Source organism: Dyadobacter alkalitolerans DSM 23607 (genome assembly GCF_000428845.1).
Classification (GTDB): domain Bacteria; phylum Bacteroidota; class Bacteroidia; order Cytophagales; family Spirosomataceae; genus Dyadobacter; species Dyadobacter alkalitolerans.
This window is the reverse complement of record NZ_AUAS01000012.1, coordinates 173734-190317: the sequence shown is the minus strand read 5'-3', so window position 1 is coordinate 190317 and position 16584 is coordinate 173734. Positions and strand designations below refer to the sequence as shown.

Genomic DNA, 16584 nt, shown 5'->3' with positions numbered 1-16584 from the left:
TCCGTTTAAACAAACATTTAAAATAAACATTTACTTGAAATTAGCCATGAAATTAAAATTTCATATCGCAGCCCTATTGTCTTTTGTGGCGATAGGCAGCACAAACGCGCAGGAATATTCGCTGCCGCAACTCTTAGAATTAGCCATGAAAAATGATTTTTCCATTCAGTCGGCGCAGCTGGAAGAACGGAAAACAAACGCAAGGATTGACGAGGTGAAATCTGCTTTGCTGCCTAATGTCGCGGTTTCCGGAGATTACAGACGTTATTTCAAAATCCCGGGCCAGGTGGTGCCGGCAAGCGCATTCGGCGGGCCCGAAGGACAGTATAGCACATTGGCGTTCGGTTTGCCTTACAATTTGTCAACGACGGCGCAAGTGACTCAGAATCTGTATAATCCGTCCGTAAAATATGCATTGAAAGCAGCTAATCTCAATCGCGAGCTGACTTCATTAAGCACGGTGAAAACCAAGGAAGATGTGGCTTACAATGTTACGGACGCCTATTACAATCTCGTTACAGTAGTGCAGCAAATGGCTTTTTTAGATAGCAACCTCATTTCGCTGGACCGCATGCACAAAGTTTCAGACCTCCTTTATCAGAATAAGTTAGGCCAGCGCGTGGATGTTGACCGGATTTTAATCAACAAAACCACAACAGAAACGCAGCTGGCCACTTTAAAAGACAATTACAGCCAACTCGTCAATCTTCTCAAATATTACACCGGCACGCCACAGACCGATTCGTTGCGTATAGCAATTAACGTTAGTGATGTTTCGCTTCCGGCACAAGCGCAGGATGCTGAATTAAGGCGCACGGATGTGGCATTATTGAATAAGCAACGTGATCTGAATGAGTTGCAGGACAAGAACATCAAGTCCGGATTTATCCCTACTGTGAATGCTTACGGAGTTGCTAATATGGCGTTTTATGCCAAAGGGGGCGAGAACTCAACCTTTCAGGATGTGCCTGGTTACTGGGCCGGTTTGCAACTGAACTGGAATGTGTTCGACGGGATGGCCCGACGCGCCAAACGGACTCAAAATCAGATTGATAACGACAAATTGAATGTGCAGCTGAGGCAAGTGAAAGAGTCGATAGCGATGGAAGAAGCCAATGCACGCAACAAATTTGCTGTCGAACAAAGGAACATTAATGCCAAGAAAGACCAGGTCGCACTGGCATCCAGGGTTTACAAACAGATCCAGCTGCAATTCAAAGAGGGAACGGTTTCGCTGACAGATGTAATCCAGGCAGAAAACAGCAACCTGGACGCCCAAAGCAATTATCTCACTTCCCTTGTCCAATTGCTGAAAGCGGAGCTGGAATGGAAAAAAGCGACCGGCTCATTGATCCAAAAATAACACTCAACTACTACTGTACTAAACATTAACATCTAGATTATGAAACGTTTACTGATATTTTTAGCCGTGATTGCGGGCATTGGACTTACTGCGGCAAAATTGCTGGACAACAAAGAAGAAACAGCACAGAAAGTTTACATACCCGACACAGATCCCAAAGTAGGTGTGAAAGTTGCCGTGGCAGAAATACGGCGATTATCACAGGAAGCGTCCTTTTTGGGATCTTTTACTCCTAACCGCAAAGTAGAGATCCGTCCGCAGGCAGGCGGCGAAATCGTTCGTCTGAACATTGAAGAAGGACAATTCGTAAAGGCTGGACAACTGATCGCCAAGCTGGACGACGAGCAATTACGCTACCAGATCGAGGCCGCGCAGGTTACATTGGAAGGTTATCAGAATGATTTGAAGCGTTACGAAGTGCTCGTAAAAGGCGATGCGGTTCCGGCGGTAAACCTGGAAAGAACGCAACTAAGCATTCGCAGCACGGAAGCGCAGATCAAGCAATTGAAAAAACAGGTTGCCAACACCAGCATTATCGCCCCGTTTTCGGGGATTGTAACGGCTAAAATGGTAGAGAAAGGCTCCGTAGTGAGCATAGGAACGCCTATGGCCGAGATTACAGACATTTCCCTGCTGAAATTGGTGGTGAACATTCCTGAAAAATCGGTAAATGAGTTCCGCAATGGCAAGACTATCGGCATTAAAACGGATGTGTATCCCGATGCTGATTTCAAAGGGAAAGTGACCATGGTAAGCGCAGAAGGCGATGATGCGCACAATTATCCGGTAGAGATCACGGTTCAGAATTCACAGAAAAATCCTTTGAAAGCAGGCATGTATGGCTCCATCGCCAACACTGGCGAAGTGAAAGGTGAAGCATTGGCCGTGCCGCGCCAGGCAATTACGGGTTCAGCGAAGCAGCCTCAGGTTTATGTCGTTGAAAACGGCAAAGCAAACCTGCGCGACGTGGCCATCGGCGCTACGACCAACGAATTTTATGAAATCACAAAGGGACTGAAAGCGGGCGACAAAGTCGTGACAAGCGGACAGATTAACCTGCAAAACGGAACTTCTGTTGTTGCACAATAACACTCATTAGCCAGAGAAAACATGAAATTTATTCAAACCATATTGAAACGTCCGTCGATGATCATCGTGCTGTTTGCAGTGCTGATCCTGGGTGGGCTTGTTTCCTACACGCAGCTGAATTACATGCTGCTGCCGGAATTTTCCGTTCCAACGATCACGATCACAACGGTTTACCCGGGCGCAGCGCCTACGGAAGTGGAATCCGAAGTGAGCAAGAAGATTGAAGACGCTGTTTCCGGACTGGACAACATTAAGGAAGTGACTTCCAAATCTCTGGAAAGCGCATCATTGGTGATCGTGGAATTCAAAGCCGGAACGGACATTGACAAAGCATTGGAAGATGCGCAGCGCGATGTGAACAACATGCTCAGCGACTTGCCGGACGATGCTGAAACGCCATCCTTATCCAAAATATCACCCAGCGACCAGCCTATTATGCAGCTGCTAGCAACTTCAAGCTTGCCGAATGAAGTGTTTTATCAGCAGGTTGAAGACAAATATCTGCCCATACTAACACAGATCGAAGGCGTTGCCGAGATCACTATGACCGGTGGCGACCAGCGCGAGATTCGGGTAAATGTGAACAACGACAAGCTGAATTTTTACGGCTTATCGCTATTACAAGTTACGCAAGCCATTAACCAGGCCAATCTCGATTTCCCGACCGGAAAAGTAAAGAGCACGAGCGAAAACATGACATTGCGTCTCGCCGGAAAGTTTACTTCCATTGACGACATTAGAAATCTGGTAATCACCTCCCCCGTAACCGGCAGCCCCATCCGCGTGGGCGACGTTGCTAACATTACCGACGGACTCACTGACGCAGAAAGCATTAGCCGCTATAATGGCATCAACGGGATCGGGTTGTTTGTAAAAAAACAATCGGACGCCAATGCGGTGGAGATCAGCGAATCCATTCAGGCAAAGCTTTCGGAGATTGAAAAAACGAATGCAAAGGACAAGGTGAAATTTGCGATCGCCTACGACAGCAGCATTTTTACCTTGGAATCCGTGGAAGCCGTAACGCATGACTTGATCATCGCAGTGATCCTGGTGGCGGCGGTGATGCTTTTGTTCCTGCACAGTTTCCGGAATGCATTCATTGTTATGGTGTCGGTGCCGGCATCGCTTATTGCCGCATTCCTTTTCATGTATTTGATGGGTTACTCGCTGAACCTGATGACCTTACTGGCACTTTCGCTTGTGATCGGGATTTTGGTGGATGACTCGATTGTAATTCTTGAGAACATTCAGCGACATCTGGAAATGGGTAAAAACCGCTGGGATGCGACCATTGAAGGGGTTACCGAAATCGGATTTGCAGCCCTGGCGATCACGCTGGTAATCGTGGTGGTATTTGTTCCGATCACATTTGTGAACTCCGTTATTGCCGATTTGCTTCGTCAGTTCAGCTTAACGGTTGCATTTGCAACAATGGTCAGCTTGCTGGTGAGTTTCACGCTTACGCCCTGGATGACTTCCAAAATGGCGCGGATTGAACATTTGGATCCTAAAAATCCGGTGCAGGCTTTCCTGTTATGGTTTGAAAAAGGCCTTACCAAGATGACAAAATGGTATCACGGCAGCTTACAATGGGTTTTGGGTCATAAGCTGGCGTTCTCCGGGATCCTGGTCGCGATATTCGGGATGACGGTTTGGGTAATGAGCCTGGGCATCATTGGTTCGGAGTTCGTAGCGGAAGGTGACCAGGGTAAATTCCTGCTTACTATGAAACTGGATAAAAGTGCTTCATTGCAACAGAATAACCTTACATCCAGACAAATAGAAGATTATTTAAGACAAAAACCGGAAGTGAAAACGATCTTCGCCAATGTTGGCGGAGCGAGCACAGGTTTGAACAGCTCCGGCCGCGGCGAAACCAACCGGACAGAATTAACAGTAGAACTGATCCCCGCAGAAGAACGCAAGAATGCACAACTGACTGAGGATTATATGCTTGCAGTTCGTAAAGAATTGGAACAAAAATTCGCAGGCGTGGAATTCAACTCCGCAGCTGTGGGAATGGTGAACTCCGGCGCGTCTCCGATCGAGATTTTCCTGAGCGGCGATGATCTGGACAAAATCCTGGTTTCTGCCAATGACTTAGCCAATAGATTGAGAAAAACACCCGGTGCGAACGACGTGAATGTTTCCGTAGAGGCAGGTAACCCAGAAGTAAGGGTCGAAATTGACCGCGAAAAAATGGCGAAACTGGGTCTGGACATTCAGACTGTGGGTGCGACCATGCAGAATGCATTTGCAGGAAATGATGACTCCAAATACCGGGATGGCGGTGAAGATTACGAGATCCGCATCATGCTGGACGCATTTGACCGGAAAAACCCGGATGACGTTAAAAATATTAACTTTTACAGTCCTGCCGCAAAGCGTCCGGTGCGCCTGGCCGAATTCGCAAACGTGAGTCTGAGCAACGGACCGTCGATTGTGGAGCGCAAGAATCGTCGTTCATCCGTAACTGTAACCGCTAATACATTAGGGATTGGATCGGGAACATTGGTGAGCAATATTCAAGCCGGGTTAGTAGAGAAGCCACTTCCATCAGACATTATTCTGACATGGGGAGGCGACGCGAAAAATCAGAGCGAAGGTTTTGGTTCACTAGGGCTGGCGATGCTGGCGGGGTTGGTTTTGGTATACTTTATCATGGTGCTGCTTTACGACAGTTTTGTGTATCCGCTCGTGGTGTTGTTCTCGATTCCTGTGGCCGTTGTCGGGGCGCTCCTGGCACTCGCATTGTCATCATCGAACATCGGTATTTTTGCCCTTCTGGGAATGCTGATGCTGATCGGGCTTGTAGTTAAAAATGCAATTCTGATCGTCGACTTTGCCAATCAGCAAAAAGAGCTGGGCGTGCCGTTCCGGGAGGCGATTTTGATTGCGGGAGAAGAGCGTCTTCGGCCGATTTTGATGACGACCATTGCGATGGTGATCGGGATGGTGCCGATTGCAACGGCAACCGGCGCAGGGGCAGAATGGAAGAATTCGCTGGCATGGGTTTTAATAGGCGGACTGACCAGTTCAATGCTTTTAACCATCTATCTCGTGCCAATGATGTATTACCTCGTCGACAGACTGGCGGAAAAGTGGGCATCTGCTAAATTCCGGTCGGGCGCGGTAACCAAAAGTATAGTGGTGGAAGAAGCGTAGGTGGTATAAACGTTAACATGAAAAAATTACTGTTTGATAAAGTTCCCCATTTTGGAAAACTGAAAGGCAAGTTGGTCAGAACTTGGCGTTTTAGGGGCTGAATGGATGAAAAGTGCAAAAAGTTTTTTTTCATGTTAACGGTAAAATGCAAAATGAATAGGGAATTTGATGAACTAGTATGGCAGGTATCGGGTTTACCTTTTAACTTTGAATGCCAGTAGATAAATTCCGGTAAAATGTTGCGGCCGGAGCCTAGTTTAAGAACAGGGAAATTAAAGGCCGCAGCGAGTGAAACTGACATTTTTATCCAACTCAAGTTCTAAAAAAATTAGCATGGAAAATAACCACTACAATACAAACTGATCGCTCTGATCACCCCACAGCCTCGGCTTGAAAGCCACCAGGCACCCCACTAAAAGAAGCTGTTGATTCTGACATTAATTACTTATGGGTAAAAAATTAAATAAGCGCATCGCCGAATTTAAAGACGCGGCTAACATTCGATCCAAAGGTCTTTATCCCTATTTCCGCCCCATCGAATCCGGGCAGGATACGGAAGTGATCATCAATGGTAAGCCGGTCCTTATGTTTGGATCCAATTCTTATCTGGGATTGACCTCGCATCCTTACATTATTGAATCGTCGCAAAAGGCGGTTCAGAAATACGGAAGCGGATGTGCCGGTTCGCGATTCCTGAACGGAACGCTGGACATTCACGAGGAACTGGAAAGAAGGCTGGCCGCTTACACCGGAAAAGAAGCTTCAGTGCTTTTCAGCACGGGTTACCAGGCTAATTTGGGTGCATTGTCAAGCCTTACGGGCCGTAATGATTACCTGATCCTTGACGAAAGCGACCATGCTTCCATCATTGACGGCTGCCGGTTGTCTTTTTCAAAAGTGATCAAGTATGCGCACAATGATATGAAAGACCTTAGGAAAAAACTGAGCCTTTTGCCGGAAGAAGCCGTGAAGCTGATTGCTACGGACGGAATTTTCAGCATGGAAGGCGATATCGTTAAACTTCCTGAATTGAATGCTATCGCAGCTGAGTTTGACGCTTCGGTTTTGGTCGATGACGCGCACAGTCTGGGCGTGATCGGGAAAAACGGAGCAGGAACAGCTTCCTACTTCGGCCTGACCGAGACGACGGATCTCATCATGGGAACATTCAGCAAATCGCTTGCTTCTTTGGGCGGCTTTATTGCTGGCGATGCAGCCACGATCGATTACCTGAAACACCGCGCACGTTCACTCATGTTCAGTGCGAGCATGACGCCGGCCGCAGTAGGCAGCACATTGGCAGCATTGGACATCATCGAATCCGAGCCGCATCACATTGAACGCCTTTGGGCCAATACAAGATATGCGAAAGAATTGTTGCTGGTAAACGGTTTCGACCTGGGCAATACAGAAAGCCCGATCCTGCCGGTTTACATCCGCGATAATGAGAAAACATTCCTGATGACCAAGCTGTTGCAGGAAGATGGCGTGTTCGTGAACCCGGTGGTTTCTCCAGCGGTTCGTCCCGAGCATTCGCTGATCCGTTTCTCGCTGATGGCGACGCACACTTTTGGGCAGATTGAAGAAGCAGTTGATAAAATGGCTAAAATATATCGTCAGATCTGTCCCGAAGCTGTAACCGCAAAACTATGAAGCGCATTGCCCACGTAAACTCTCCCAAAGACCTGGAACTGTTCATCGATTTTCCCCACGAATTATATAAGGAAAATCCCAATTACGTTCCGGAGCTCTTTATCGCGCAAAGAGATATGCTTTCTCCAAAGAAGCATCCCTTTTATGAACATTCGGAGGTTAAGCTGTTTTTAGCGTACGACGGAGATAAGATTGTGGGTAGGGTTGCGGCGATTGATAACCGCAATCATAATGCTTTTACAGGCAGAAAAGACGGTTTTTTTGGATTTTTTGACACCATTAATGATCAGGAAGTGGTCGATCTGCTCATCGGGCAGGCGGCTGCGTGGGTGAAGGAAAAAGGAGCGGATAACCTGATCGGGCCGGTGAATTTGTCGACCAATGATACGGTGGGCCTGCTGATAGAAGGTTACGACCGGCCGCCGATGGCGATGATGCCTTACAATCCGCCGTATTACGTGCCTTTGCTCGAAAATACAGGACTTGTGAAAAAGACGGACCTGCTTGCTTACGAGATCAATGTGAATGAGGCGAATGATAAGTCGGTAAGGATGATCGAAGCGCTGGAAGGAAGGCTCAAAAGGAGCGGGATCACCATTCGCAAGATCAATTTGAAAGATTTCAAAAACGAGGTGGTGAAGATCCGGGAAATTTACAACAGCGCCTGGGACAAGAACCTTGGCTTTGTTCCGATGACCGAAAAGGAATTCGATTACCTGGCCAATGACCTGAAACTGGTCCTTGATCCCAATTTCTGTCTCGTTGCAGAGAAGGATAACAAGCTGGTCGGTTTCGTGTTGGGCATCCCCGACATTAACCAGATCCAGATCAAGATTAAAAAAGGACGTTTGCTGCCGACCGGAATTTTTAAATTACTGTTTGGCAAAAAAAATATAACCCGCATTCGCGTGCTGACATTGGGTGTGATTGAAGGTTACCGCAAAATGGGCATAGAAGCCTGTTTGTACGGCCATATCATTAAAAACACTTACGGCACAAAAGTCACAGGTGGCGAATGTTCATGGATGCTGGAAGGCAATTATCTCATGAACCACGCCATTGAACAGATCAACGGCAAGCTGTACAAACGGTACAGACTGCTGGAAAAAGCAATATGAAAGAGAAAGTATTCATAACGGGGGCCAGCGGTTTCATCGGGTTTCACTTGGTAGAAGCAGCACTGGAAGCAGGCATGGAAGTGCACGCAGCAGTAAGGCCTTCCAGCGACCTGACCTTTCTGAAAAAGCTGCAAAGCGATTTCGAAAAAATCGGAAAAGGCCCGCTGACGTTTGTGAATACGAATTTTGAGTCAAGGGATTCCTTGACAGAATTACTGGAAGATGGAGGGTATTCCTACATTATCCACGCAGCAGGAGTGACCAAGGCTAAAAAAACGGCCGTTTACAACAAAGTCAATGCAGAATATTCCCTGCATCTGGCGCAGGCGGCCATGTCAGCCAACATTCCTTTGAAACGCTTTGTTTTTCTGAGCAGCCTGGCCGCCATCGGTCCGCTTGCCTATGCTGAGCAACAGCCTATTACAGAGGAAACATTACCCATTCCTGTGACCGATTATGGCAAAAGCAAGTTGCTGGCCGAGCAATATCTCGCGCAGGTAAGCGGCTTACCGTTAACCATTATCCGTCCGACTGCCGTTTACGGTCCCGGTGAAAAGGATCTTTTTATCCTTTTCAAAACACTGAACAATGGATTGGATGCATATATAGGCAAGGGCCCGCAGCGGCTGAGCTTCGTGTATGTCAAAGATCTTGTGGCCGCCACCATGGCTGCAATGCTGGAAAACCAGCGCGAAACAACAGTATACAACATTTCCGACGGGCAAGCTTACGACCGCTATGCATTCGCAGACCGGTTCCGGGAAATCAGCGGCAAGAACATTTTCAGGGCACATTTGCCATTGCCTTTGGTAAAATTAATGGCCGGCTTCCTGGACTTCGTTTACGGATTCACCGCAGCAACCCCGGTTTTGAACAAGGAAAAACTCAAAGAGCTCACCGCTTCAAATTGGATCTGCAGTATTGAAGCAGCCAGAAACAGCCTGCACTACGCGCCGCAATACGACTTACGGCAGGGCATGCAGGAAACCCTGATGTGGTACAAAGAAAATAAGTGGCTTTAGCAATCGAATGCCGGATTGATCATCGTGCTGGGTTTTGAGCGTCCAGGCCTCCAGGCTTCGGGGCTCCGCAGTCTGCACGGTTTATTAAAAACGCATCCATGAAAAATACGTTATGACGTTCACAAATGAAAACATTAAGTAAGTCGGTATGGTTAAAAGTTTTCCTGATCCTCTGTCTCGTACAGACCCTTTCCGGAACTGCCATAGCGCAAAGCACCACAACAATTAAAGGAACCGTTACCGACGCGAAAACAGGCGAAACATTGCCTTTCGTATCCGTCCTGATCCCCGGCACGACCATGGGAACAGCATCCGACGCAGACGGAAAATACGCGATGACATTGCGTGAAGATTACAAAACCGTAAAGTTCACATATGTAGGATATCTCAGCGTTGAAAAACCCATTACGCCCGGCATTGAGCAAGTTATCAATGTGAAACTGGCTGTGGATGCTTCCATGCTGAAAGAAGTGACCATTAAGGGAAGAGGGCGTTACCGGAACAAGGATAACCCGGCTGTTCAGCTCATCCGCGAAGTGATTGCGCACAAGGACCAGAACAAAATGGCCGCCAATGACTTTGTGGAATATGAGCAGTACGAAAAGATCTCGTTCGCACTGAGCAACCTTTCTGATAATTTCAAGGAAAAACGCATTTTCAAAAACTACCAGTTCCTTTTCGAAGACCAGGATTCTACGGCTATGGGCGGCAAAAATATGTTGCCTGCCTACATCCAGGAAAAGCTTTCGCAGATTTATTTCCGCAAAAATCCATATACCAAAAAACAATGGGTGCTGGCCAACAGAAGGGCAGAGTTTGATGCGAAATTTGTGGATAATGATGGTTTGAGCGCCTATTTCAACAGGTTATATGAAGATGTCAATTTGTACGAAAATGACATTTCCATCGCCACCAACCTATTGCTGAGCCCGATCGCAAATTCGGCGCCTACATTTTACAAATTCTTCATTCGCGACACGATCAAGACTGAAACGCCATGGCTCGTCGAACTGGGTTTTGTTCCAAGAAACAAGACAGACATGCTTTTTGAAGGCAAGCTGTACATTACACTGGACGGGAATTATGGCGTGCAAAATGCATATCTGACGGTTAATAAAGACATTAACCTCAACTTCATGCGTGACCTCGAAGCACGTTTGGAATACGAAAAAGGACCCGACGGACGCTATCACCCGACCAAGACAACATTGGGCATGGAGTTCGCATTAGGAGAGAAAAATGCCGGTTTTTATGGTCAGCGCGTGGTGAATTTTAAAAATTACACGGTTAATCAAACCCGCCCCGACAGCGTTTACCGCGGGCCGAGCGAGGAGGTTGCATTCAATCCCGACGTAAAAACGGGCGAAGCATTCTGGGCAGGCGCGAGGCATTTGCCGCTGGAAAAAATGGAGCTGAACATTTACAGAAATGTGGACACACTGCAAACCATTCCGTCCTTCCGCCGGACGATGGACATTGCCACCCTATTATTGTCGGGTTACAAGTCTTTCGGCAAAGTGGAAGTTGGGCCGGTGAACACTTTTTATAGTTTCAACCCGGTGGAAGGTTTCAGGCTTCGTTTCGGCGGACGCACGACCACGGATTTCAGCAAGCGCTTTTACATTGAAACTTATGCGGCTTATGGTTTTAAAGATCAGAAATGGAAATATTTCCTGAGCGGCACTTATTCTTTCAATAACAAGTCTGTTTACCATTTCCCGCTGAATTACATCCGTGCCAGTTACCAGCGCGACACCAAGATTCCGGGCCAGGATTTGCAGTTTGTGCAGGAAGACAACTTCCTTTTATCATTCAAAAGAGGTGACAACAACCGCTGGCTTTATAATGATGTTTATAAGCTCGAATATGTCCGCGAGTTCGAAAGCCGCTTTTCTTACAAAATTGGTTTTACCAATTGGAGGCAGACGCCAGCCGGAATTTTAAGATACGAAAAACTGAACAGTGAAGGCGAATTGCAGAATGTGGGCGGATTAAGCAACACAGAAGCCAACCTGGAACTGCGCTATGCGCCGCATGAGCAATATTACCAGGGAAAACTGTATCGCACGCCGATCATTAACAAATATCCGATCTTCACATTACGCTATAATGCAGGCTTGAAAGGCGTTTTCGAAGGCCAGAACCGCTATCATAATGTGTCGGCCAACATTGCAAAACGGGTTTACCTGTCGCAGTTCGGTTATGCCGACGTGACAGCTGAGGGAAGTTACATTTTCGGTAACAAGGTCCTGTTCCCGCTGCTTACCATTCACCGCGCCAACCAGACTTACGCTTACCAGCTCAACAGCTATAACCTGATGAACTTCCTGGAATTCGTGAGCGATCATTATGCGAGTCTGGACGTGCAGTATTACATGAACGGGTTTTTATTTAACAAAATCCCATTGCTGAAAAAGCTGAAACTGAGAGAGGTTTTCAGTTTCAAAGGACTCATGGGCGGGCTCAGGGACGAAAACAACCCAACTAATAACCCAGCACTTTTCCGCTTTCCGGTGGATGAGAACGGCAAGCCGATCAGTTACACATTGTCGCGCGAGCCTTACATTGAGGGAAGCGTGGGTATAGCCAACATTTTCAAGCTGTTACGCGTCGATCTGGTGAAACGTTTCACCTATCTCGACAACCCGAATGTTTCGGAATGGGGCATAAGGGCGCGGTTCAGGCTTGATTTTTAAGAGAGGTTTAGAAAAAGACACCAACAATATGAATTACGCAATTATAGCGGCCGGAGAAGGATCACGATTGGCAAAGGAAGGTTTCAAACTTCCGAAACCCATGGTGACGCTGAATGGCGAAATGCTGATAGACAGGCTGATAGGGATTTTTATGCGGAATGATGCAGAAAAGATCATGATCATTATCAATGAAGAATCAGCTGTCCTGGAAAGTCATTTGAAAGAGCTCAGCCTGACATTGCCGATTCACATTGTGAAAAAATCAACACCGAGTTCGTTGCACAGTGTTTTTGAACTGTTCGGCAGCGACCCGGAACTGAAAGAAATTTGCCTGACAACAACGGACACTGTTTTTAAAGAAGAAGAGTTCACCGCCTACATTCAGGAATTTGCAGGAAATGAAGAATTAGGAGGCCTCATGGCCGTAACCACATTCATCGACGACGAAAGTCCTTTGTACGTAACTGTTGACGAGGCTGAGAACATTACCGCTTTCACGGATAAAAATACGACGCAAACACGCTTCATCTCAGGCGGAATTTATTGTTTGAGAAAAGGCGCTATTGCGCTGGTAAATGATGCCGTGAATGGCGGTGTAAGCCGGATGCGGAACTTTCAGCGCAGTTTGCTGGAAAATAACATTCATCTGAAAGCCTATCCGTTTTCCAAAATTGTGGACGTGGACCATGTGCAGGACATTGCAACAGCCGAGCTATTTTTGAGCCCGGAAGCAGCTGTTTGATTAAAAATTAATTGAGTAACCGACACCAAATAAAGGCGGAGCGTTTGGCCTGCCGCAGCGTAAATGAGTGAATTAAATATTTTAGGCGTTCCGAGGAACCGCAAGTTCTCGCCTAACCACATTGGAAATGACGATGCGATTTTTTCTTTGACAGCAAAGGAATTAGAAAAAATGGGATGCAAAGTGCGGATCAGTTTTGAGGACGATTTTTTGAAAAATGAAAATATCGCCGAGCAACACATCTTCACGATGGCCCGCCAGAAAGAAGTGGTTAAAAAATTGCAGGCATTGGAAGAAAACGGTGCACAGGTCATTAACTCAGCATTCGGAATAGAAAATTGCTTTCGCACGAACCTGACTAATGCTTTAAACCAAAATAACATTCCCGTAGCCGAAAGCTACATTGTGCCAACGGATTATACAGGCGACGAAGTTTTTGATGCGATTACAGGGAAAGGTTACTGGATCAAAAGAGGCGATTTTCACGCGATACACAAAGAGGACGTATCGTTTGCAGCGTCACGGGAAGAAGCCAGGGAGATTTTGCGCGAATATGCATTGCGGGACATTCCGGATGCGGTGATCAGCAAGCATTTAATCGGTGACCTCGTGAAATTTTACGGCGTGCGCGGGACGGATTTTTTCTTTTGGTTTTATCCCTATGATAACAACCATCATAAATATGTTGAATACCAGAACATTAACAGCGCATCAGCCTATTATCCTTTTGATGCGGGACGTTTGCAGCAGGTTGCTACGGACGCATCGGGCGCAGTTGGAATAGATATTTACGGCGGTGACGCCATTATAGGAAAAGACGGCAGTTTCCGCATTATTGATCTGAACGACTGGCCAAGTTTTGCGCCATGCCGTGACAAAGCCGCCGGACACATTGCCAGCATTATATACGAGAAATTTACAAAAAGCAATTAATGGATCCAGTTATAAAGCACAACGCCGCTCCCGAACCAGCGCCATCCGCATTTGAAAGCTCACTGAAATCCAACGATACAGAGGAGCAGATCGACATTTGGTTTTACCGCCCGATCGGCTATCAGATCGCATTGTTTTGTGCCAAAATAGGGTTGAGGCCCAATCCGGTTACGATTATCAGTATTTTCTTCGGCGTTGCGGCGGGGATCCTGTTTTATTATCAGGAATTCTGGATCAATGTGATCGGGATGCTGCTACTCGTTTTTGCCAATTCGCTGGACAGTGCGGACGGGCAACTTGCGCGGATGACGAATGATAAAAGCCGGTTAGGAAGGATTCTGGACGGGGCCGCTGGTGATTTCTGGTTTATTGCCATTCACATTGCGATCTGTCTCAGGAGCATGAATGAGGGTTGGAGCGCGTGGATATGGGTTCCGGGTGTACTCGCGGGCGCGTCACATGTGGTGCAGTCGGCAATGGCGGATTACTATCGCAATGTGCATTTGTTCTTTATCAAAGGAACATCAGGAAGCGAGCTCGACAACAGCCGCGACTTGCAGGCAGAATATGACAGCCTTACCTGGAGCAAGAACTTTGGGATGAAATTCATCGCCCGCACTTATTTGAATTACACCAAGTTGCAGGAAAGCTTCTCACCCCATTTGCAAAAGCTCTTGACTTTGGTGCGTGAAAAATATAAAAACGGCTTGCCCACAGCGCTGGTAACCGATTTCAGGGCGCATAACAAGCCTTTGATGAAGTATACCAACATTGTTCAGTTTAACACACGTGTGCTTTTTCTGTTCTTATGGCTGTTTCTGGACCAATCGTGGATTTATTTCTTCTTCGATATGTTTGTCCTGAACCCGATCCTGATTTACATGATCGTGAACCAGGAGAAAGTGAGCCGTTATTTTTATCAAAAGATTTTGACTGAAAAAACGAATGAGTTCCAAGGCGTATAAAGCCCTTTTCATGGCGATCGGCATTTTGTCGTTAGGTTATATGATCTACGGCACGGGACCGCTTGTGATTTGGGAAAATATCAGCAGGACAGGCATCTGGTTTATTCCCGTGATAGGGAGCTGGCTGGTGATCTACATCCTGAATGCGCTTGCCTTTCGTTCGATCATCCGGGAGCCGAATTTGCCGGAAAGCAATCTCTCGTTCTGGTCGGTTTTGAAGCTGACAGTTTCGGGATATGCGATTAACTACATTACGCCGTTTGTGGCGCTGGGAGGGGAACCTTACCGGATTTTAGAACTGAAACCCGCATTAGGGATTCAGAAAGCAACTTCTTCGGTATTGCTGTACAGCTTAATGCACATGTTTTCGCACGTCATTTTCTGGCTGGTTTCCATCGTTCTGATTGTAGCCGTTGTACCATTGAACAATGTCATGCTGGCCGGATGCGGGATTCTGCTGGTAACGGGGCTGGTGCTGGGTTACTGGTTTATCAATGTTTATAAAAAGGGATTTACTGTCAGCACATTCCGACTTCTGGAAAAGATTCCTTTTATCAAAACCAAAGCGAGGGCATTTGCATTAAAGAACTCTGAAACATTATACGAGGTTGATGAACAGATCCGCATTTTATATGCCGAAAGGAGAAACGTTTTTTACCTGTCGTTGTTCTATGAATTCGTAGCGAGGGTTATCGGCTGTGCAGAGATCTTTTTTACGGCCCACGCCATTGGATTAGGCATGTCGCTGTCGGAATCGCTGATCATCAGCTCCGGATCGTCGCTCTTTGCCAACCTGATATTCTTCTTCCCCATGCAACTCGGCACAAGGGAAGGCGGACTGGCACTGGCACTCAGCAGCGTAGGATTTGCAGCATCACAAGGCATCTTTATTGGCATCGTAATGCGGATCCGTGAAATTGTCTGGATTATCATCGGATTAGCCCTGATTACCAAAAAGTCAAAAGTGAAGCAGGAAGCGGCATTAGTTGAGTGAAAGGGCTCTCGTTGGGTCAGGATCAGTATTAATATATTTCAATTTAAAAAAAGGCCGAAGCCAGTTGCCGACAGCCAAAGTACAGTATGATTAAAGGGATTTTATTTGATTACGGCGGTACGATCGATACCAACGGCCTACATTGGGCCAATGTTTTGTGGGAAAGTTACCAGCGTAACCAGGTAAATGTGGACCGGGATGCATTTGCGGAGGCGTATAAATTCGGCGAGAGAGCATTAGCGATCAAGCCGATCATTGAACCGCACCACGTGTTTTATGATGTGCTGTTTCTGAAAGTGGAGCAGCAATTCAGTTTTTTGAAAGACAAAGGATTGGTTCTTCAAGATGAGGCGATAAGGCTCATCGCCACGGAATGTAACCAATTTGCACGCACTAATGTTGAAAAAGCAGCGCCGGTTTTGGCACTATTGGCGCAAAAATACCCGCTTGTGATGGTTTCCAATTTTTATGGAAACATCAATCACGTTTTGGAGGATTTTGGCATTAAGGATTATTTCCAGGCTGTTGTTGAATCTGCTGTCGTTGGCGTCCGGAAGCCCAACCCGCAAATTTACCAGCTCGGCATTGATCAGCTGGCGCTCTCTCCGCAGGAATGTGTAGTGATCGGGGATTCTTATTCCAAAGACATTCAGCCGGCCAAGTCATTAGGCTGCAAAACAATCTGGCTGAATGTGAAAGGGTGGGATGAGGCCGATACGGATTTTAAAGTTTCGGATGCGGATGCTGAGATTACCGATTTTGCCCGGATAGCGGACAGCATTACAAATTTGGGCTAGTTGTCAACTTTTATCGGGCACCGACACAAGCCTTGATAAAATTA

General features: G+C 46.8%; 12 protein-coding genes. All 12 read left to right on the top strand.

All coding sequences use genetic code 11. From position 1 onward, the window contains the following. Positions 1-46: 46 nt before the first annotated feature. The 12 genes from G395_RS0119945 to G395_RS0119890 all read left to right on the top strand — a co-directional run bounded on the left by G395_RS0119945 (position 47) and on the right by G395_RS0119890 (position 16540). Entirely contained in the window at positions 47-1363 is a 1317-nt protein-coding gene (locus G395_RS0119945; RefSeq protein WP_026631690.1) for a TolC family protein, read from the top strand. 39 nt (positions 1364-1402) lie between these two features. Beyond that, the gene (locus G395_RS0119940) at positions 1403-2452 is read left to right on the top strand and encodes an efflux RND transporter periplasmic adaptor subunit (protein WP_026631689.1); all 1050 of its coding nucleotides are present in this window, start codon (positions 1403-1405) and stop codon (positions 2450-2452) included. Between the two features lie 21 nt (positions 2453-2473). Continuing rightward, positions 2474-5620 (top strand): efflux RND transporter permease subunit, encoded by a 3147-nt coding sequence (locus G395_RS0119935; RefSeq protein WP_026631688.1) that lies wholly within the window; start codon positions 2474-2476, stop codon positions 5618-5620. A 447-nt stretch (positions 5621-6067) separates the two neighbouring features. Beyond that, positions 6068-7273 carry a serine palmitoyltransferase gene (spt, locus tag G395_RS0119930; protein WP_026631687.1) on the top strand — a complete coding sequence of 402 codons (1206 nt, stop codon included), beginning with the start codon at positions 6068-6070 and terminating at the stop codon, positions 7271-7273. Further along, complete coding sequence (locus tag G395_RS0119925; RefSeq protein WP_026631686.1) at positions 7270-8391, top strand: GNAT family N-acetyltransferase; 1122 nt, start codon at positions 7270-7272, stop codon at positions 8389-8391. The genes spt and G395_RS0119925 overlap by 4 nt, the downstream gene beginning before the upstream one ends. Then, a complete protein-coding gene (locus G395_RS0119920) occupies positions 8388-9413 on the top strand; it encodes an NAD-dependent epimerase/dehydratase family protein (protein ID WP_026631685.1) in 1026 nt (341 codons plus the stop codon). Before G395_RS0119925 ends, G395_RS0119920 begins: the two co-directional genes overlap by 4 nt. Positions 9414-9538: 125 nt before the next feature. After that, positions 9539-12109 (top strand): DUF5686 and carboxypeptidase-like regulatory domain-containing protein, encoded by a 2571-nt coding sequence (locus G395_RS0119915; protein WP_026631684.1) that lies wholly within the window; start codon positions 9539-9541, stop codon positions 12107-12109. A gap of 28 nt (positions 12110-12137) precedes the next feature. Continuing rightward, positions 12138-12851, top strand: a complete 714-nt coding sequence (locus tag G395_RS0119910) for a nucleotidyltransferase family protein (RefSeq protein WP_026631683.1) — start codon at positions 12138-12140, stop codon at positions 12849-12851. Positions 12852-12914: 63 nt separating this feature from the next. Beyond that, positions 12915-13784 carry a hypothetical protein gene (locus G395_RS0119905; protein WP_026631682.1) on the top strand — a complete coding sequence of 290 codons (870 nt, stop codon included), beginning with the start codon at positions 12915-12917 and terminating at the stop codon, positions 13782-13784. After that, on the top strand, positions 13784-14749 hold the full coding sequence (locus G395_RS0119900; protein ID WP_035361808.1) for a CDP-alcohol phosphatidyltransferase family protein: 966 nt from the start codon (positions 13784-13786) through the stop codon (positions 14747-14749). The genes G395_RS0119905 and G395_RS0119900 overlap by 1 nt, the downstream gene beginning before the upstream one ends. Next, positions 14730-15743 carry a lysylphosphatidylglycerol synthase transmembrane domain-containing protein gene (locus G395_RS0119895; protein WP_026631680.1) on the top strand — a complete coding sequence of 338 codons (1014 nt, stop codon included), beginning with the start codon at positions 14730-14732 and terminating at the stop codon, positions 15741-15743. The genes G395_RS0119900 and G395_RS0119895 overlap by 20 nt, the downstream gene beginning before the upstream one ends. Before the next feature lie 86 nt (positions 15744-15829). Continuing rightward, complete coding sequence (locus G395_RS0119890; RefSeq protein WP_026631679.1) at positions 15830-16540, top strand: HAD family hydrolase; 711 nt, start codon at positions 15830-15832, stop codon at positions 16538-16540. Positions 16541-16584: the final 44 nt, after the last annotated feature.